The 13,830-nt window shown below is 64.0% G+C and carries 13 protein-coding genes; 6 read left to right on the top strand and 7 right to left on the bottom strand.

Annotated features, from left to right (window positions below):
* Positions 1–48 precede the first annotated feature (48 nt).
* The 3 genes from EB233_RS05405 (at position 49) to EB233_RS05395 (ending at position 3,919) form a co-directional block, all read left to right on the top strand.
* Positions 49–1,149 carry an aminotransferase class I/II-fold pyridoxal phosphate-dependent enzyme gene (locus tag EB233_RS05405; RefSeq protein ID WP_064991071.1) on the top strand — a complete coding sequence of 367 codons (1,101 nt, stop codon included), beginning with the start codon at positions 49–51 and terminating at the stop codon, positions 1,147–1,149.
* A 262-nt stretch (positions 1,150–1,411) separates the two neighbouring features.
* Positions 1,412–2,650: an MFS transporter gene (locus tag EB233_RS05400; protein WP_064991070.1), complete on the top strand. Its 1,239-nt coding sequence runs from the start codon at positions 1,412–1,414 to the stop codon at positions 2,648–2,650.
* A gap of 216 nt (positions 2,651–2,866) precedes the next feature.
* The gene (locus EB233_RS05395) at positions 2,867–3,919 is read left to right on the top strand and encodes an aromatic ring-hydroxylating oxygenase subunit alpha (protein ID WP_064991069.1); all 1,053 of its coding nucleotides are present in this window, start codon (positions 2,867–2,869) and stop codon (positions 3,917–3,919) included.
* A gap of 41 nt (positions 3,920–3,960) precedes the next feature.
* Here EB233_RS05395 and EB233_RS05390 read toward each other — a convergent pair whose 3' ends face one another.
* Complete coding sequence (locus EB233_RS05390) at positions 3,961–4,605, bottom strand: TetR/AcrR family transcriptional regulator (RefSeq protein ID WP_064991068.1); 645 nt, start codon at positions 4,603–4,605, stop codon at positions 3,961–3,963.
* Between the two features lie 200 nt (positions 4,606–4,805).
* Between EB233_RS05390 and EB233_RS05385 the strand changes: the two genes are divergently transcribed.
* The 3 genes from EB233_RS05385 (at position 4,806) to EB233_RS05375 (ending at position 7,528) form a co-directional block, all read left to right on the top strand.
* Positions 4,806–5,699, top strand: coding sequence for an NAD(P)/FAD-dependent oxidoreductase (locus EB233_RS05385; protein WP_064991245.1), 894 nt, complete (start codon positions 4,806–4,808; stop codon positions 5,697–5,699).
* A 77-nt stretch (positions 5,700–5,776) separates the two neighbouring features.
* Positions 5,777–6,592, top strand: coding sequence for an oxidoreductase (locus tag EB233_RS05380; RefSeq protein WP_064991244.1), 816 nt, complete (start codon positions 5,777–5,779; stop codon positions 6,590–6,592).
* A 75-nt stretch (positions 6,593–6,667) separates the two neighbouring features.
* Positions 6,668–7,528, top strand: a complete 861-nt coding sequence (locus EB233_RS05375) for a class I SAM-dependent methyltransferase (RefSeq protein ID WP_064991067.1) — start codon at positions 6,668–6,670, stop codon at positions 7,526–7,528.
* A gap of 71 nt (positions 7,529–7,599) precedes the next feature.
* Here the strand turns inward: EB233_RS05375 and EB233_RS05370 are convergent, their stop codons facing one another.
* The 6 genes from EB233_RS05370 to hemC all read right to left on the bottom strand — a co-directional run bounded on the left by EB233_RS05370 (position 7,600) and on the right by hemC (position 13,694).
* Positions 7,600–8,322, bottom strand: a complete 723-nt coding sequence (locus tag EB233_RS05370) for a glutamine amidotransferase (RefSeq protein WP_064991066.1) — start codon at positions 8,320–8,322, stop codon at positions 7,600–7,602.
* An 18-nt stretch (positions 8,323–8,340) separates the two neighbouring features.
* Complete coding sequence (locus tag EB233_RS05365) at positions 8,341–8,820, bottom strand: tellurite resistance TerB family protein (RefSeq protein ID WP_064991065.1); 480 nt, start codon at positions 8,818–8,820, stop codon at positions 8,341–8,343.
* A 32-nt stretch (positions 8,821–8,852) separates the two neighbouring features.
* On the bottom strand, positions 8,853–10,454 hold the full coding sequence (locus tag EB233_RS05360) for a heme biosynthesis protein HemY (RefSeq protein WP_064991064.1): 1,602 nt from the start codon (positions 10,452–10,454) through the stop codon (positions 8,853–8,855).
* A 10-nt stretch (positions 10,455–10,464) separates the two neighbouring features.
* Entirely contained in the window at positions 10,465–11,937 is a 1,473-nt protein-coding gene (locus tag EB233_RS05355) for a COG4223 family protein (protein ID WP_064991063.1), read from the bottom strand.
* A 111-nt stretch (positions 11,938–12,048) separates the two neighbouring features.
* Positions 12,049–12,765 carry a uroporphyrinogen-III synthase gene (locus EB233_RS05350; RefSeq protein ID WP_064991062.1) on the bottom strand — a complete coding sequence of 239 codons (717 nt, stop codon included), beginning with the start codon at positions 12,763–12,765 and terminating at the stop codon, positions 12,049–12,051.
* A gap of 2 nt (positions 12,766–12,767) precedes the next feature.
* Positions 12,768–13,694: a hydroxymethylbilane synthase gene (gene hemC / locus EB233_RS05345; RefSeq protein ID WP_064991061.1), complete on the bottom strand. Its 927-nt coding sequence runs from the start codon at positions 13,692–13,694 to the stop codon at positions 12,768–12,770.
* Between the last annotated feature and the right edge of the window lie 136 nt (positions 13,695–13,830).

Raw genomic sequence — 13,830 nt, 5'->3', positions numbered from 1 at the left:
TGTTTTTATGGCTTGGATAACCCACATGAGGATGATCTGGGGGAAGCCATGAACTACACCAGGATGGTGATCGAGAAGGAAGCGCCGGAGGAGTACGGCTACGACCGTATCCGCTACAATCTCTCCGAAAGCTCGATCGCCGACCAGAAGCTCTCCGACATCGGCCTGTCGCTGCCGGACCTGACGCTGTTCTATGGCGAGCATCGAGGCGACAAGGAGCTACGCACGCTCGTCGCGGCGCAGGATGCCGGCATTTCGCCCGACGATGTGCTGGTCACCGCCGGTGCCGCCGGCGCGTTGTTCATCATCTCGACTTCGCTTTTGTCGGCCAGCGATCATCTCGTCGTCATCAGGCCCAACTACGCCACCAACATTGAAACCCCAAGGGCGATCGGCTGCGCCATCAGCTTTGTCGACCTGGCCTTCGAGGACGGCTTCGCCATCGACGTCGGGGCCACCCAGGCGGCGATACGGCCGAACACGAAACTGATCAGTGTGACCTGCCCGCACAATCCGACCGGCACGATGATGTCGCGCACCGATCTCGACGCGCTGGTGGCGCTTGCAGAGGCCAGCAACTGCCATCTGCTGGTCGACGAAACCTATCGCGACCTTTCCTATGGCAGGCGCCTGCCCTCGGCGGCCTCGCTGAGCAGGAAGGCGATCAGCGTTTCGTCGCTGTCGAAAGCCTTTGGCATTCCAGGCATCCGCATCGGCTGGCTGATCACCAGGGATGCAGCGCTTCAGGAAACATTCCTGGCCGCCAAGGAGCAGATCGGCATCTGCGGCAGCGTCATCGATGAAGGCATTGCCCGCGGCATGCTGGAGCGCCGGGATGCCTTCTTGGGCGTGCTGCTGCCCGAAATGGCCAAGCGCCGCGATATCGTCCAGGCCTGGATCGACCGCGAGCCGCTGGTCGACTGGATCAGGCCCGAAGGCGGCGTCGTCGGCTTCCCGCGCCTCGATGTCGAACCCGGCTTCGACCTCGACCGCTTCTATGTCAACCTGCTGGAAAACCACGGCACCTATGTAGGGCCGGGCCACTGGTTCGAAATGGACAAGCGCTACTTCCGCGTCGGCTTCGGCTGGCCGACGGAAGCCGAGCTGCGGGGCGGGCTTGAGGCGATTTCGGCAGCACTGCGGCAGTAACTTCCACGTGCAGTTGAAGGAAAAGGGGCAGCGTCCCTTGATCCTGAACCGATTTTAACGCATATGCGCGCCGAACTTTATCAAGTTTCATTGGCCGGAACAGCGCCCATTCGGGAAGTGCCCCGCCGGCATCGCATCGGCCCGTAAATCGGTTCCGATTTTCGGAAAGCACGATGCGAAGACTAAGAAGTGTTGGAGCGTACTTTATGCGTCCGAATTGGACGCACGGCGTTCCAATGCAATCACAACGGGGCCTCATTGCATGACATCCGTAAAAACATCGCCGGAGCAGCGCTACGCCGCCTTCCGGCACAAAGCCTTCCTCAGCTACTGGACGGCACGCTTTCTCACCACTTTCGCGACCATGATCGTCTCCGTCGCTGTCGGCTGGCAGATCTATGATCTGACGCGCGATCCATTCGACCTTGGCATTGTCGGCATCGTCCAGTTCCTGCCATCGCTGCTGCTGGTGCTGGTCACCGGCGTCGTCGCTGACCGCTTCGGCCGCCGCCTGATCATGGCGTTGGCAACGGTGGTCGAGGCAAGCTGCGCGCTCGTTCTCCTGTATTTCACGCTGCGCGGCCTCGTCAGTCCGCTGCCGATCTTCGTCGTTCTGGCGCTGTTCGGCATGGCGCGCGCCTTTTACGGACCGGCCTCGTCGTCGCTGTTCGCCAATCTGGTGCCGCCGGAGGATTTCGGCAATGCGATTGCCTGGAATTCGTCCGCCTGGCAGACGGCGACCATCGTCGGGCCGGTCGCCGGCGGCCTGCTCTACGGCGTTTCGCCGGAGGCTGCATACGCCGTCGCCTCCGTGCTGATGCTGGTGGCCGGTCTGCTGATCTTCACCATTCCCAAGCCTGCCCAGCAGACCGCCACCGACAAGCCGACGATGGAGACGCTGTTTGCCGGCTTCCGCTACATCTGGAGCGAGAAGATCGTGCTTGGCGCCATCTCGCTCGACCTTTTCGCCGTGCTCCTGTCCGGCGCCTCGGCGCTGCTGCCGGTCTATGCGCGCGATATTCTTGAACTCGGCCCCTGGGGTCTCGGCCTGTTGCGCTCGGCGCCCGGCATCGGCGCCATATGCGTTGCGGTGTGGCTCGCCGGGCATCCGCTTCGCGACAATGCCGGCAAGATCATGCTCGGCTTCGTCGCGGCCTTCGGCGCCTGCACCGTATTGTTTGGCCTGTCGACCGCCACCTGGCTGTCGATCGTCGCATTGGCCCTCCTCGGCGCCACCGACATGTTCAGCGTCTACATCAGGGAAACGCTGATCCAGTTGTGGACGCCGGACGAAGTGCGCGGTCGCGTCAACGCGGTCAACCAGGTCTTCGTCGGCGCGTCCAACGAAGTCGGCGAATTCCGCGCCGGCACCATGGCGGCGCTGATCGGCACGGTGCCGGCGGTGGTCATCGGCGGCGTCGGCGCGATCGCGGTTGCGGGGCTGTGGGCCTGGCTGTTTCCGGCGCTGCGCAAGGTGCGGCATTTGAACGGGAGGAATTGAGGGACCGTTTGATTGGGTGATCAAGCGGTCCAGGCTGCGCCAACGATGTTTGATGGGATCGGCCGGCCAAACTACCCGTTCAAGATAATATCTAAGATCGGGCCGGCTGCTGAATGTCGGGTTTTGCGCGCGGGCTTGCACGCTTTGCGCAGCAGAGCCACGTGCTTGCGATGTCGCCCCGCTTACGACAGGATTGCCGCAACTGGAGGTTAGCCTATGACGCTGCGACTCGACCACCCGCCACTGGACACTCCGCCCGTGCAATACCTGAACCTGGACCCCTCGCTTTATATCCGCGATGATATCTGGCAGCAGGAACGGCGCGATATCTTCGCGAACACCTGGCAGTTCATGGGGCCTGTCGCCTCGGTCGCGACATCAGGTCAATACCTTGCCATCGACATCGCCGGCACGCCGGTCTTCGCCATCCGCGGCCGGGACGGGACCTTGCGCGGATTCAAGAACGTCTGCCGCCACCGGGGAGCGAGACTTCTGGCCGACGGCGCCGGCAAATGTGGGCTGATCGTTTGTCCCTACCACAAATGGTCCTTTGCCGACACCGGACGGCTGGTGCAGGCCCCGTGGTATGGCAAGGATCCCGCGATCATCGCCGAGGACTGGCCGCTGGAGACGGTGCAGTTATCCGAATGGCGCGGGCTGCTCTTCGCGGCACTCGACCCGAAGGAAAGTCTTCTGGATCAACTTGGCTCTCTGCCCGCCGAACTGGCGGACGAGCCGTTGGAGACCTATGCCGCCACCGATCAGGCCACCGTCAGCTTTGCGGCAAACTGGAAGATCTACACCGACAATTTCGTCGAAGGCTACCACATCCCCGGCACGCATCCCTCGTTCTACGCTGCCATCGACTTCGAAGCTTTCCAGACCACCGCCCATCCCGGTTATGTCAGGATGACCGCACCGCCGAAAGACGGTCTGTTCTATCGCGGCAAATGGCTTTGGATGTGGCCGAACTGGACGCTGTCGCTTTTCGATGGCGGCATGAACGTCAGCAGGATCAACCCGACCTCACCGCATCACACAGACCAGCACTACCATTTCTTCTTTGCCGATACCTCTGCTGAAGCATCCGAGAGCAGGGCGAAATCCGTGCAAGGCACCCTGGCCGTGGTGCGCGAGGACTACACGATCTGCGCCGACACGCATCGCAACTATGCCGCAGGGGCCTACAACTCCGGCCCGCTTTCGGGACGGCATGAGCGCGGTGTGCAGTATTTCCAGGAACGGGTCGCGACCGCACTGGGGCTGTGACCGCCCTGGCGTCCTGTCCGCCGGATAGTGCGCCGGCTCAACTATCCGCCCGCGTGTTCGTTGCGACCGTGAGCCGCGATGAACATGGCGACGGCCGAGCGGCAATAGGATTCGATCTCTTTATCGTCTTCTGCTCCGGCCTCATCGAAGCGTGCGATAATCAGAAGATCGGAGCCTTTGAAAAGTGCGGCAAACAAGCGGGCGGACCGGAGAGGGTCGGGCACGTTCAAGACAGCCTTGGCGTGCAACTGACGCAACAGGGCCTCGATTTGGGCGACGATATGGGCGGGGCCGGCTTCGTAGTGGACTTTGCTCAACGACTTTTGGCTCGGCGTGTCGGCCATGACCATGGCTTCGACGTTGCGGACGTCCGGGCGCAGCAGCGTGCGAAGCATCGACGATCCCACCGCCATAAGCTGATCCTCCGCCGAGCCATCGACGCCTTCAAAAAGCACCTGTGGGATTAACTGCTGACAGCGGGCCGCAAAGGCCGCGCCAAACAGCGCCTCTTTGTTCTCGAAGTGCCTGTAAATGCTGAGCTTCGATATCTTCGCTCGCTGGGCGACCTTGTCCAAAGTCGTCGCCTGAAAACCCAATTCCGCAAACAGTTCGCCTGCGGTGTCGACGATGGTTTGGCCGAGCGCCTCATTGGCGGGCCGGCCTCGGCGGCTTCGATTTTCCGTCATCGCAATTACAGTCCTTGACAGTATCGTAATTCATGAATTACGATACTACGCAGTTTCGGAAATTCCAAGAGTGGATTTTATCGTGTCCTCCAAATCAGCATTGCCTTGGCCGCCCACCGATATCGACCGCGCATCGCTGGACAATTCCGCGCGCCATGCTCAGCCCAACCCGCTTCATACGCAACACGGAGCCCATCACCATGGATGACGTCATCATCATCGGCGGCAGCTTTGCTGGCCTTGCCGCCGCCCTGCAACTCGGCCGTGCCCGCCGAAAGGTCACCGTTCTCGACACTGGCCTGCCGCGCAACCGCTTCGCCGGCCACTCGCATGGTATGCTCGGCCACGATCACAAGCCGCCGCTGGACATCCTGGCCGAGGCGCGCCGGCAGTTGGCGCGTTATCCTGCGATCAGTCTGGTCAACGCTCGGGTCGACAAAGTCTCCGGCGGCATCGACGATTTCTCCGTCCTCCTGAGCGATGGCGAACGCCTTTGGGCACGTCGGCTGATCCTGAGCTATGGCATCACGGACCAGATGCCCGATGTGCCGGGGTTTGCCGAAAGCTGGGGCACGTCCATCGTGCCGTGTCCCTATTGCGACGGCTTTGAAGTCGCCGGCCAACATTGGGGCCTCGTCTGGTCCGGCCCGCAGTCGCACAATCAGGTCAGGCTGTTCCACGATTGGACCGATAGGTTGACGGTCATCTCCGATGGCCACGACATCCCGGCCGATATTCGGGCCGATCTGGAACGTCGCAACACGCCTGTCGTCGATGGCCGGATCACTGAAATCGCCCGTCACGGCGGCCGTAATCCCACCCTCAAGCTCGATTCCGGCCGTGATGTCGCTGTCGACATTCTGTTCGCGCATCCGCGCAACAAGCCGTCCGCCGGCCTGCATGAATCACTCGGCCTCGCCACGGCCGCTACGCCCCTTGGCATCGTCCTCAAGGTTGATGAGCGCCGCGAAACAAGCATGCCCGGCATCTACGCCGCGGGCGACCTCACGAACCCCATGATCCCCTCGGTCACCACGGCATCGTGGCAAGGCGCAATGGCGGGCATCTTCGCCCAGCAGTCGATGCTGGTTTGAGAGCAGAGTTTCTCCGGTTCCAATTGGCCAACCCCAGCGGCGGCGCTCCAATCCAGAGCAAGAAGGAAGTGATCCTCATGAATAAGACGAGTCCCGGCGTCGCCCTGGTGACCGGCGCATCCTCCGGCATCGGTCTCGCCACCGCCAATGCCTTGCGGGATGCGGGCTTTCGAGTGTTCGGAACCAGCCGCCGTGCGACGGCGAAGAGATCGGACGGAATTACTATGGTGGCCTGTGATGTTACCGACGATGAGTCCGTGGCGAAACTGGTCGAGCGGGTCCTTGCCCAGGCAGGCCGCATCGACGTGCTCGTTAACAATGCCGGCATGGGCCTGCTCGGCGCTGCGGAGGAGTCTTCGCCGGTTCAGGCGCAGGCGCTGTTCGACGTGAACGTCTTCGGCGTCTTTCGCTTGACCAATGCGGTGTTGCCGACAATGCGACGCCAAGGAAAGGGCAGAATTGTCAATTTGAGCTCGGTGCAGGGTTTCATCCCGGGTCCATTTTTCGCGCTTTATTCGTCAACCAAACACGCCGTTGAAGGCTATTCCGAATCGATCGACCACGAACTGCGCCCGTTCGGGATTCGTGTCTCGTTGGTGGAGCCCGCCTACACCCGCACGTCCTTCGAAGAGAACCTCGCGAAGCCGGACCAGTTCCTGGACATCTATGACACGGCGCGCGCAACCATGAATGGAGCGGTACGGAAGGAGATGGACAATGGCGATGCGCCCGAAGTGGTAGCCCATACCATATTGGCGGCTGCGACCGATCCGGCTCCGAAAACGCGCTATACGGCTGGGAAAACGGCGCGTCAGATCAGTCTCCTGCGCCGTTTCGTCCCCGCTTCCGCATTCGACAAGAGCCTGCGAAAACGGTTCGGCCTACCGGTTTGATGCAAGCATCGACCGGCTTTCGTTTCGCAGTCGAAGGAGAGCCTGGTTAAGACCGCATCACAACTAGGATATGTCATGGCACAGCACAATGCGGATCGGGTCGCCGATTGGAATGACCAAAGCGGGGAGCGCTGGGTCGCCCATCAGGCGCGGCTCGACGCCATGCTGGCCGTGTTCGGCCAGGCCGCGATCGAAGCCGCCGCGCCCGTGACGGGCGAGCGCGTGCTGGATGTCGGCTGCGGCGCGGGCGCGTCAAGTCAGGCACTGGCCACCCTCGTCGGCCCGAGGGGCCAAGTGTTGGGCGTGGACATATCCGAATCGTTGATAGGCAGAGCGCGTGCACTTATGCCGCAGGATATGCCGATCGTGTTCGCAGTGGCTGACGCCAGCAGGGCCGAGTTGCCCGAGGGCGCCTTCGACATCCTGTTCTCGCGTTTCGGGGTGATGTTCTTCGACGATCCGACGGGCGCGTTCACCCATATGCGCCGCGCCCTCGAGCCGGGCGGGCGGGTCGCTTTCGTCTGCTGGCGTGGCGTGGCCGAGAACGATTGGATGCGCCTGCCGATGGTCGCAATTGAAGGCATCGTCCCGCCGACCGCGCCGCCCGATCCCGAAGCACCCGGCCCGTTCTCGTTCGGCGACCGCGGACGGGTGGCTCGCATCCTAACGGCAGCCGGCTTCACCGATATCGCTATCGAGCCCTTCGATACTTCCGTTCCGTTTGGTAGGGGTCCGACGCGGGACGCCGCGATTGACGACGCTGTTAACATAGCGCTCGAGGTCGGCCCGCTGTCGCGCGCGCTAGCTGATCAGCCCGATGACATACGCGCCCGCGCCTCGGCCGCGATTCGTGCCGCCTTCGCGGACTGCCCCAGTGAGCGGGCGGTGATGATCAACGGCGCGGCGTGGATCGTCACCGCGCGCAGTCCAGTATGACCGAGTATGGCGCAAAGCAGGCATCCATGCAGGCAGGTGTGATCGCTTTGGATCATACTCCCCAGCTCAGACTAATCCGCTCCTACCCCACGCCCCCCAAACACCATCCGCAAAAACTCGTCCAGCCAGCGCTTCAGGTGCATGTCCCAGATCAGCCTGCCGCCCAGATGGTCGCGGCCGGGCTGCGCGCCTGGCAATTCGAAACGGTGCGCGCCGCGCACCACCCAGCGCTGCATCATCACCCTTGTCAGTTCGCCATGGAACTGGATGCCCCAGGCATTGTCGCCGTAGCGGAAGGCCTGGTTGGGATAGGTGTCCGCCGTCGCCAGCAGCGTCGCGTCGCTGGGCAGCGAAAAGCCCTCGCGGTGGAACTGGTAGACCATGTCTGGCCAGTGCATCAGTTTCCGGCCGGCCTCGGTCGCTTTGAGCGGGTACCAGCCGATCTCGACCAGCCCGTCGCCGTGACCTTCGACCTTGCCGCCCAGATGATTGACCAGCATTTGCGCGCCGAGGCAGATGCCCAGGCATGGCCGGTTTTCCCTGAGCGGAATTTCCAGCCAGTTGGTCTCGCGGCGGACGAATTCGTCCTCGTCATTGGCGCTCATCGGCCCGCCGAACACCACCGTGCCGGCATGGTCATCCAGCGTTTCCGGCAAGGAGTCGCCCAGCGGCGGGCGGCGGATGTCGAGCTCGAAACCCTCTTCGATGAGCATGTGGCCGACGCGTCCGGGGCTCGAATTCTCCTGATGCAGCACGATCAGGATCTTTGGCTTCGAACTCGTTGCGCGCGGCATCGTCAGGCGAAATCCCGTCTATTCGTCGCTCGAAATTCCACGCGCGTCCGGCGCCTGCGCCGCCGCCTTGCGGCGCGCTTCGACCCGGTCGTGGCGCTCGACGCCGATCAGTTCGGCGACGCGCCACACCGTATTGTCCTCGAGCTCGTGCAGCTCGCCATCGGCATAGACGATCTCCCACATCAGGCCGATGAACGCCTTGCGCCCCTCGGCGTCGAGATGGCGCTTGAGCACGCTGGTGAAGGCATAGAGATCGATCGCCTCATTGTCGGCGCGCTCGCCCGCGGCGGCCAGCGCTTCCAATTCGGCGCCGCTGATCGAATATGTTTCGGCCAGCACTGCCTTGAACCGCTCCCACTCGACATCCTGGCGCACGCCGTCGGCGTTCATCACATGGTAGAGCAGCGCCGAAGCGGCAACACGAGGATCATCGCTGCTGGCGGTCGCGCCGGAACTGTTCGGCAAATCCCTGAGAAACGACAGAACGCGTTCGAACATCAATCCATTCCCAAACGGCCCAATGGCCAAAATCAAAACAGTCGGAACCGGCGCGGCGACTTTTCCGCTTCCTCGTCCGGATCGACGCCGGGATCGTCCGGCAGCCGCGCCAGCTCTTCGGCCGGCTCGACGGCCTCCGCGTCGGCCGGCACTGCCGCGAACGCAGCCGCCGTGACCGGCGTGACGTGGTCTTCGCTTCTATCGATTCCCTTGCCCGCCGCCTCGTTGCCCGCAGTGGCGTGCTCGATCGTATCGATCGGTTTTTCGCTGGCCGGCTTCGCCAGCGCCTCTATGACCGGCACCCGGGTCTCAGGCGCATCGTCGCGGCTGTCGATCAGCTGGCCAAGCCGCTCCATCGGCGCGCGCCACTCGAAGGCATCGAGCCGTCCGCTGACAGGCGATACCGGCGCCCAGCGTTCCGAAACGACGCCATCGGCGACCCAGGCCGGATCGCGCGGCGCCCGCACCGCCTTGGACAGCAGCTGCCGCACCTTGCCCTGGTCGCCGGTCTCGGCTTCCTCGATGTCGGCCAGAAGCAGATAGGCGCCCTCGCGCCGGTCCATCCGGATCGCCGCCTCGGCCTCGCGGCGGGCAGTCGCAAAATCCTGCGCGTCGAGCGCCGCACGCGCCACCGTCATCGACGATTCCGCGTGGTTCTTCTTCATTTCCTGCAGCTTCTTCGCCCGGTTGAGACGATCGAGCACGGCATCACCTGGCCTTGCATGCGTATAGAGCTCGGCGATCTCCGGGTGCGGCTCGGCCCTCCATGCCGTCTCTAGGATTTTCGAGCCCTTGCGCACATCGTTCTGCTTGAACAGCGCCGCAGCGGCGGCAATTGCGGCCGGCGCGAAATCCGGCCGCAGCTTGTTGGCCTCGATCGCCGCTGTCCTGGCGGCATTCGGATCGCTGTCGGCGAGCGATTGCGCCTTGGCGGTCAACAGCACGGCGCGGCGGCGATTGGCGGCGTCGCGCTCGATCTGTCGCGTCGACTTCTGCGCGTCGACCAGCTTCAGCGCACCATCCCAGTCGCCGCGCGCGGTCAATTCCTCCAGCGTCGATTCGGCCGCCCAGGCCAGTTGCGGCGCCATCACCGCGGCGCGGCCGGCATAGTGGCGGGCAGCGTTGCGGTCACCCAGGCGCTCGGCTTCCAGGTAAAGCCCGCGCAGGCCGAGCAGCCGCATTTCGGGATCGTCGAGCATGCTTTCGAACTTCTGGCGCGCGCCTTCATGGTCGCCTTCGAGCAGCGATGCCTGCGCCTCCAAGAGATGGATCAGCGGCTCCTGGTCGGAGCGGATCAGCTTGGCCGCTTCCTTGGTCTTCTTGCGGGCCAGCGCGCCATCGCCGGCGCCGGCGGCGATCATGCCGGTCGACAGCGCCTGATAGCCACGGTCGCGGCGGCGCACGCGGAAATAGCGCGAGATGGTGTAGGGGCTGTTCCACAGCGACTTGACCAGCCACCACAGGATCATCACCGCGGCGACGACGGTGACGACGGCCACCGCGGCCACCATCAGGCTGACCTGGTACTGGTAGCCGCTGAAGGTGACGACCATGTCGCCCGGCCGGTCAGCCAGCCAGGCAAAGCCCAGCCCGAGCGCGAAGACGACGATGAGGAAGGCGAGCAGGCGGATCATCGTGTTGCCCTCATGCCTTCATCGCGCCGGAGATCAGCGCGTCGACCTGGCTTTCGACCTCGATGCGCGCCTTCAGTTTGCCGGCAAAGTCGGCACCCGCCGCCTTCACGGCGTCCGGCAGTGAATTGTATTCGTTGAGCGCCTTGGCATAGTCACCCTGGGTGACCGCCACTTCCATGCGCGCGACGGTCTCCGGCGCGCCGGGACCTTCGACGGCGCCGATCGGCCGGACCTTGACCAGCGATTCGGCACTCGACATCAGGTTCTGCAGGAAGCCGGCATTCTGGTCGACCGGCGTTGCCGCGGCGACCATGGCATTGGCGGCGGCATCCATTTGCGAGGCGATCTCGGTACGGGTCGGCACGCCCTTTTCGGCATAGGGCCGCAAGGTCGCGAGTTCCGGCGCGTTGGGAGAGATCGCGGCCAGCGTATCGAGCTCGGCCGAGAACGGCGCGCCACGGTCGAGCGCCGCCTTCAGCGCCGAAGCGGCGATGGCGAGCGCGATCTTCGGCTGCGATGCCTGCGCCTCGACCTTGCCGGACAGCTGCGCCACCGATTGTTCCAGCGCGGTGAGCCGACCTTCCTGCGCCTTAGCCGCATCGCCCGCCGATTTCACCAGCGCGTCGAGGCCGGCCAGTTTCTCGTTGACCGGGCCGAGATCGACCGGTGCCGCGCTGGCGGCCTTGCCGAGGGCGGCGACCGCGGTTTCGATCTGCTTGACCTTGTCGCCGAGGGCCGCAAGCCCGGCATTGTCGCCGGCGCCGCCCTGTCCAACAGCCGATTTCAGCGCCGCGACATCGGCCTTTACCTGTTCCAGCCCCGAGGACAACCCGACCACCTTGGCCTCCGCGTCGTTGTTGCCCCCGGTTTCCTTCAGGCCGGCGATGTCGCTCTTCAGCGATGCGATTTCGCCGTTGACGCCATCGAGCGAGACGCCAGCGCCGGAACCCGGTACGCCAAGCAGACCGGCGAATTGCAGACCGCCGGCACCCGCCAGCGCAATGACACCGCCGATAATGCCGGCGGCGATGCCGTTGAGGCCGCCGCGCTTTGCCGGAGGAGGTGTTGGCGCCATCTTCTCGTCCCGTGCCCCGGTTCTTGCCTTGCTGTCGTCGCTGCGCTTGGCCGATGCATCCTCGAAGTTGTAGTCGGAGGCCTGGGCGCGATTGGCTGGCGCATCCGAACCGGGATAGGGCAACTCCGGCTCGGTGGCTTTGGCCCCGGCCTGCCCTGCTGCGGCATCGGCATGCTCCCAGGGTTCGAGATCGGCCTGGTCGGCATGCACCGGTTCTTCAGGCGTCTCCGGCTGCGAAGCATCCTTTGCTTCCTCCGCCATGGTCTCCTCGGCCTTCGCCTCGTCGGCCTGCGCCGCATCCTTGGCCGCATCCTCGTCGAGGATGCGGGAGACGGCGCCCGGATCGAGATCGATGGTCACCGGCTCGCGGCGGCTTTTCGAGTGTCGCATCTTCGGCGTCTTGACCATGCCGGGGCTCCGCAAAATTCGCTTCGTCTCAACGCCTGACGGCGCATGATGGTTCTAAAAAGGGTCTAGCACATCACCAAGCGGTGAAAAGGGGCGGTGTGATGACGCGGCTCAGGGCAGCCCTCGTAAAAGCGCCAGCAGCGCCTCCTCGTCGGGCTGCGCCGCGATGCGGATTGGTTTGCCGGCGCTATCGTCGAGAGCGGCGGCGACGCGGCTCGAGAGAGCGAAAAACAGTGTCTTTTCAAAGTACCCGTTCAGGATGGATCGGTTGGCCACATCCCGCATCGCGGCAGCGGCCTTGGCCGAATAGAGCAGCACCACGTCGACGGATCGATCCGACAGACGCTGAAGCAGCGCTTCATCCGAATAGCGCACCGCCAGCGTGTCATAAGTCTCGGCGGCATGAACCCCGACACCGGCCGTTTCCAACCGCTGTTCGAAGGCCGCGAACCGCACCCGCCCACAGAGATAGAGGATCGTTTTGCCGGAAAATGCCTTGGCCATGCTGTCGGCCAGCGCCTCGGCATCGCCGGGGCCTTCCCTGACCGACAAAAACCCGGCCTTGAGCGCCGCCTCGGCGGTCCTCTTGCCGACAGCATGACAAGGCAGGTCGGAAAGCACGGCCATCAGCTCTCTTGAAGCATGGCGCACGGCATTGGCGCTGGTGATGGCAACGGCTGCTACGGTGTCCGGAACGGCTCCAGCATCGACCGGCAACGCCATCGTCTCTGTCAACGGCAGGACAAGAGGCTGGAAACCCATCCCTTCCAACCGCCGGGCCGTGCGCGATGCGCCCGGTTCCGGTCTGGTCACCAGGACGCGAAGCATGGTCAGAACCAACCGTCGAAGAATTTTTCGCCGGCCTTGGCCCGCACCGTTCGCGCGGCTTCATCGCCGATGCGGACGGCGTCTTGTGCTGTCCCTTGCAGTTCGACCGCGTGCGACTGCGTGCCGTCGGGCGAGATGATCAGCCCGGCGAACGACAGCGTTCCGGCCTCGACCGCCGCATAGCCGGCGATCGGCGTGCGGCAGGAGCCGTCGAGCGCCGCCAGGAAGGCGCGCTCGCAGGCCAGCGCCTGTCCGGTCGCCACATCATGGATCGCCACCAGCATCTTCTCGACAGCGCCATCGCCGATGCGGGTCTCGATGCCGATCGCGCCTTGGCCCGGTGCCGATGGAAAACTGTCGAGAGGCATCAGATCGGTGGCGACATGCTCCAGACCCAGCCGCTTCAACCCGGCATAGGCGAGTATGGTGCCGGCGGCGACCCCTTCGTCAAGCTTGCGCAGACGCGTCTGCACATTGCCGCGGAACATCACCACGTCGAGATCCGGCCGCATCCGGCGGATCAGCGCCTGCCGCCTGAGCGACGACGAACCGACCTTTGCCCCGCGCGGCAGTTCGGCGATCGTCTTTGCCGCCTTGCCGACAAAGGCATCACGTGCATCCTCGCGCGGCAGGAAGGCTGAGAGTTCCAGCCCGTCGGGCAGTTGCGTCGGCATGTCCTTCGACGAATGCACGGCCATGTCGATCGCGCCGGCGAGCAGCGCTTCCTCGATTTCCTTGGTGAACAGGCCCTTGCCGCCGGCTTCCGACAAGGGTCGGTCCTGGATACGGTCGCCGCTGGTCGAAATGACGACGACCTCGAAAGCCGCCGCCGGCAGGCCATGCGCGGCCATCAGCCGCGCCTGCGTCTCATGCGCCTGTGCCAATGCCAGCGGGCTGCCGCGTGTTCCGATTCTCAAGATGGTTTGCATGGCGCGTGGTCCGTGATAACCCCCGGGCAGAGCATTTTGCAGCCAGGTGGAGCCACTTGGCGTCGCGGAAATGCGGCTAGGATAACCGAGGCCTTTCCGAGCTTTCTCCTAAAGGGGAAAGGCCTGACAAACAATC

The sequence above is a fragment of the Mesorhizobium erdmanii genome, from assembly GCF_013170725.1.
Lineage (GTDB): Bacteria > Pseudomonadota > Alphaproteobacteria > Rhizobiales > Rhizobiaceae > Mesorhizobium > Mesorhizobium erdmanii.
Note: the sequence above shows the minus strand (reverse complement) of the source record. Positions and strands in the feature narration are given on the sequence as shown.

Excerpts from the sequence above, each read along its gene's own strand:
- EB233_RS05385 (WP_064991245.1), top strand. The coding sequence starts at position 4,806 with ATGGATGACGTCATCATCATCGGCGGCAGCTTTGCTGGCCTTGCCGCC.
- hemC (WP_064991061.1), bottom strand. The coding sequence starts at position 13,694 with ATGCAAACCATCTTGAGAATCGGAACACGCGGCAGCCCGCTGGCATTG.
- EB233_RS05355 (WP_064991063.1), bottom strand. The coding sequence starts at position 11,937 with ATGGTCAAGACGCCGAAGATGCGACACTCGAAAAGCCGCCGCGAGCCG.
- EB233_RS05390 (WP_064991068.1), bottom strand. The coding sequence starts at position 4,605 with ATGACGGAAAATCGAAGCCGCCGAGGCCGGCCCGCCAATGAGGCGCTC.
- EB233_RS05405 (WP_064991071.1), top strand. The coding sequence starts at position 49 with ATGAACTACACCAGGATGGTGATCGAGAAGGAAGCGCCGGAGGAGTAC.
- EB233_RS05360 (WP_064991064.1), bottom strand. The coding sequence starts at position 10,454 with ATGATCCGCCTGCTCGCCTTCCTCATCGTCGTCTTCGCGCTCGGGCTG.
- EB233_RS05375 (WP_064991067.1), top strand. The coding sequence starts at position 6,668 with ATGGCACAGCACAATGCGGATCGGGTCGCCGATTGGAATGACCAAAGC.
- EB233_RS05365 (WP_064991065.1), bottom strand. The coding sequence starts at position 8,820 with ATGTTCGAACGCGTTCTGTCGTTTCTCAGGGATTTGCCGAACAGTTCC.
- EB233_RS05370 (WP_064991066.1), bottom strand. The coding sequence starts at position 8,322 with ATGCCGCGCGCAACGAGTTCGAAGCCAAAGATCCTGATCGTGCTGCAT.
- EB233_RS05400 (WP_064991070.1), top strand. The coding sequence starts at position 1,412 with ATGACATCCGTAAAAACATCGCCGGAGCAGCGCTACGCCGCCTTCCGG.
- EB233_RS05350 (WP_064991062.1), bottom strand. The coding sequence starts at position 12,765 with ATGCTTCGCGTCCTGGTGACCAGACCGGAACCGGGCGCATCGCGCACG.
- EB233_RS05395 (WP_064991069.1), top strand. The coding sequence starts at position 2,867 with ATGACGCTGCGACTCGACCACCCGCCACTGGACACTCCGCCCGTGCAA.
- EB233_RS05380 (WP_064991244.1), top strand. The coding sequence starts at position 5,777 with ATGAATAAGACGAGTCCCGGCGTCGCCCTGGTGACCGGCGCATCCTCC.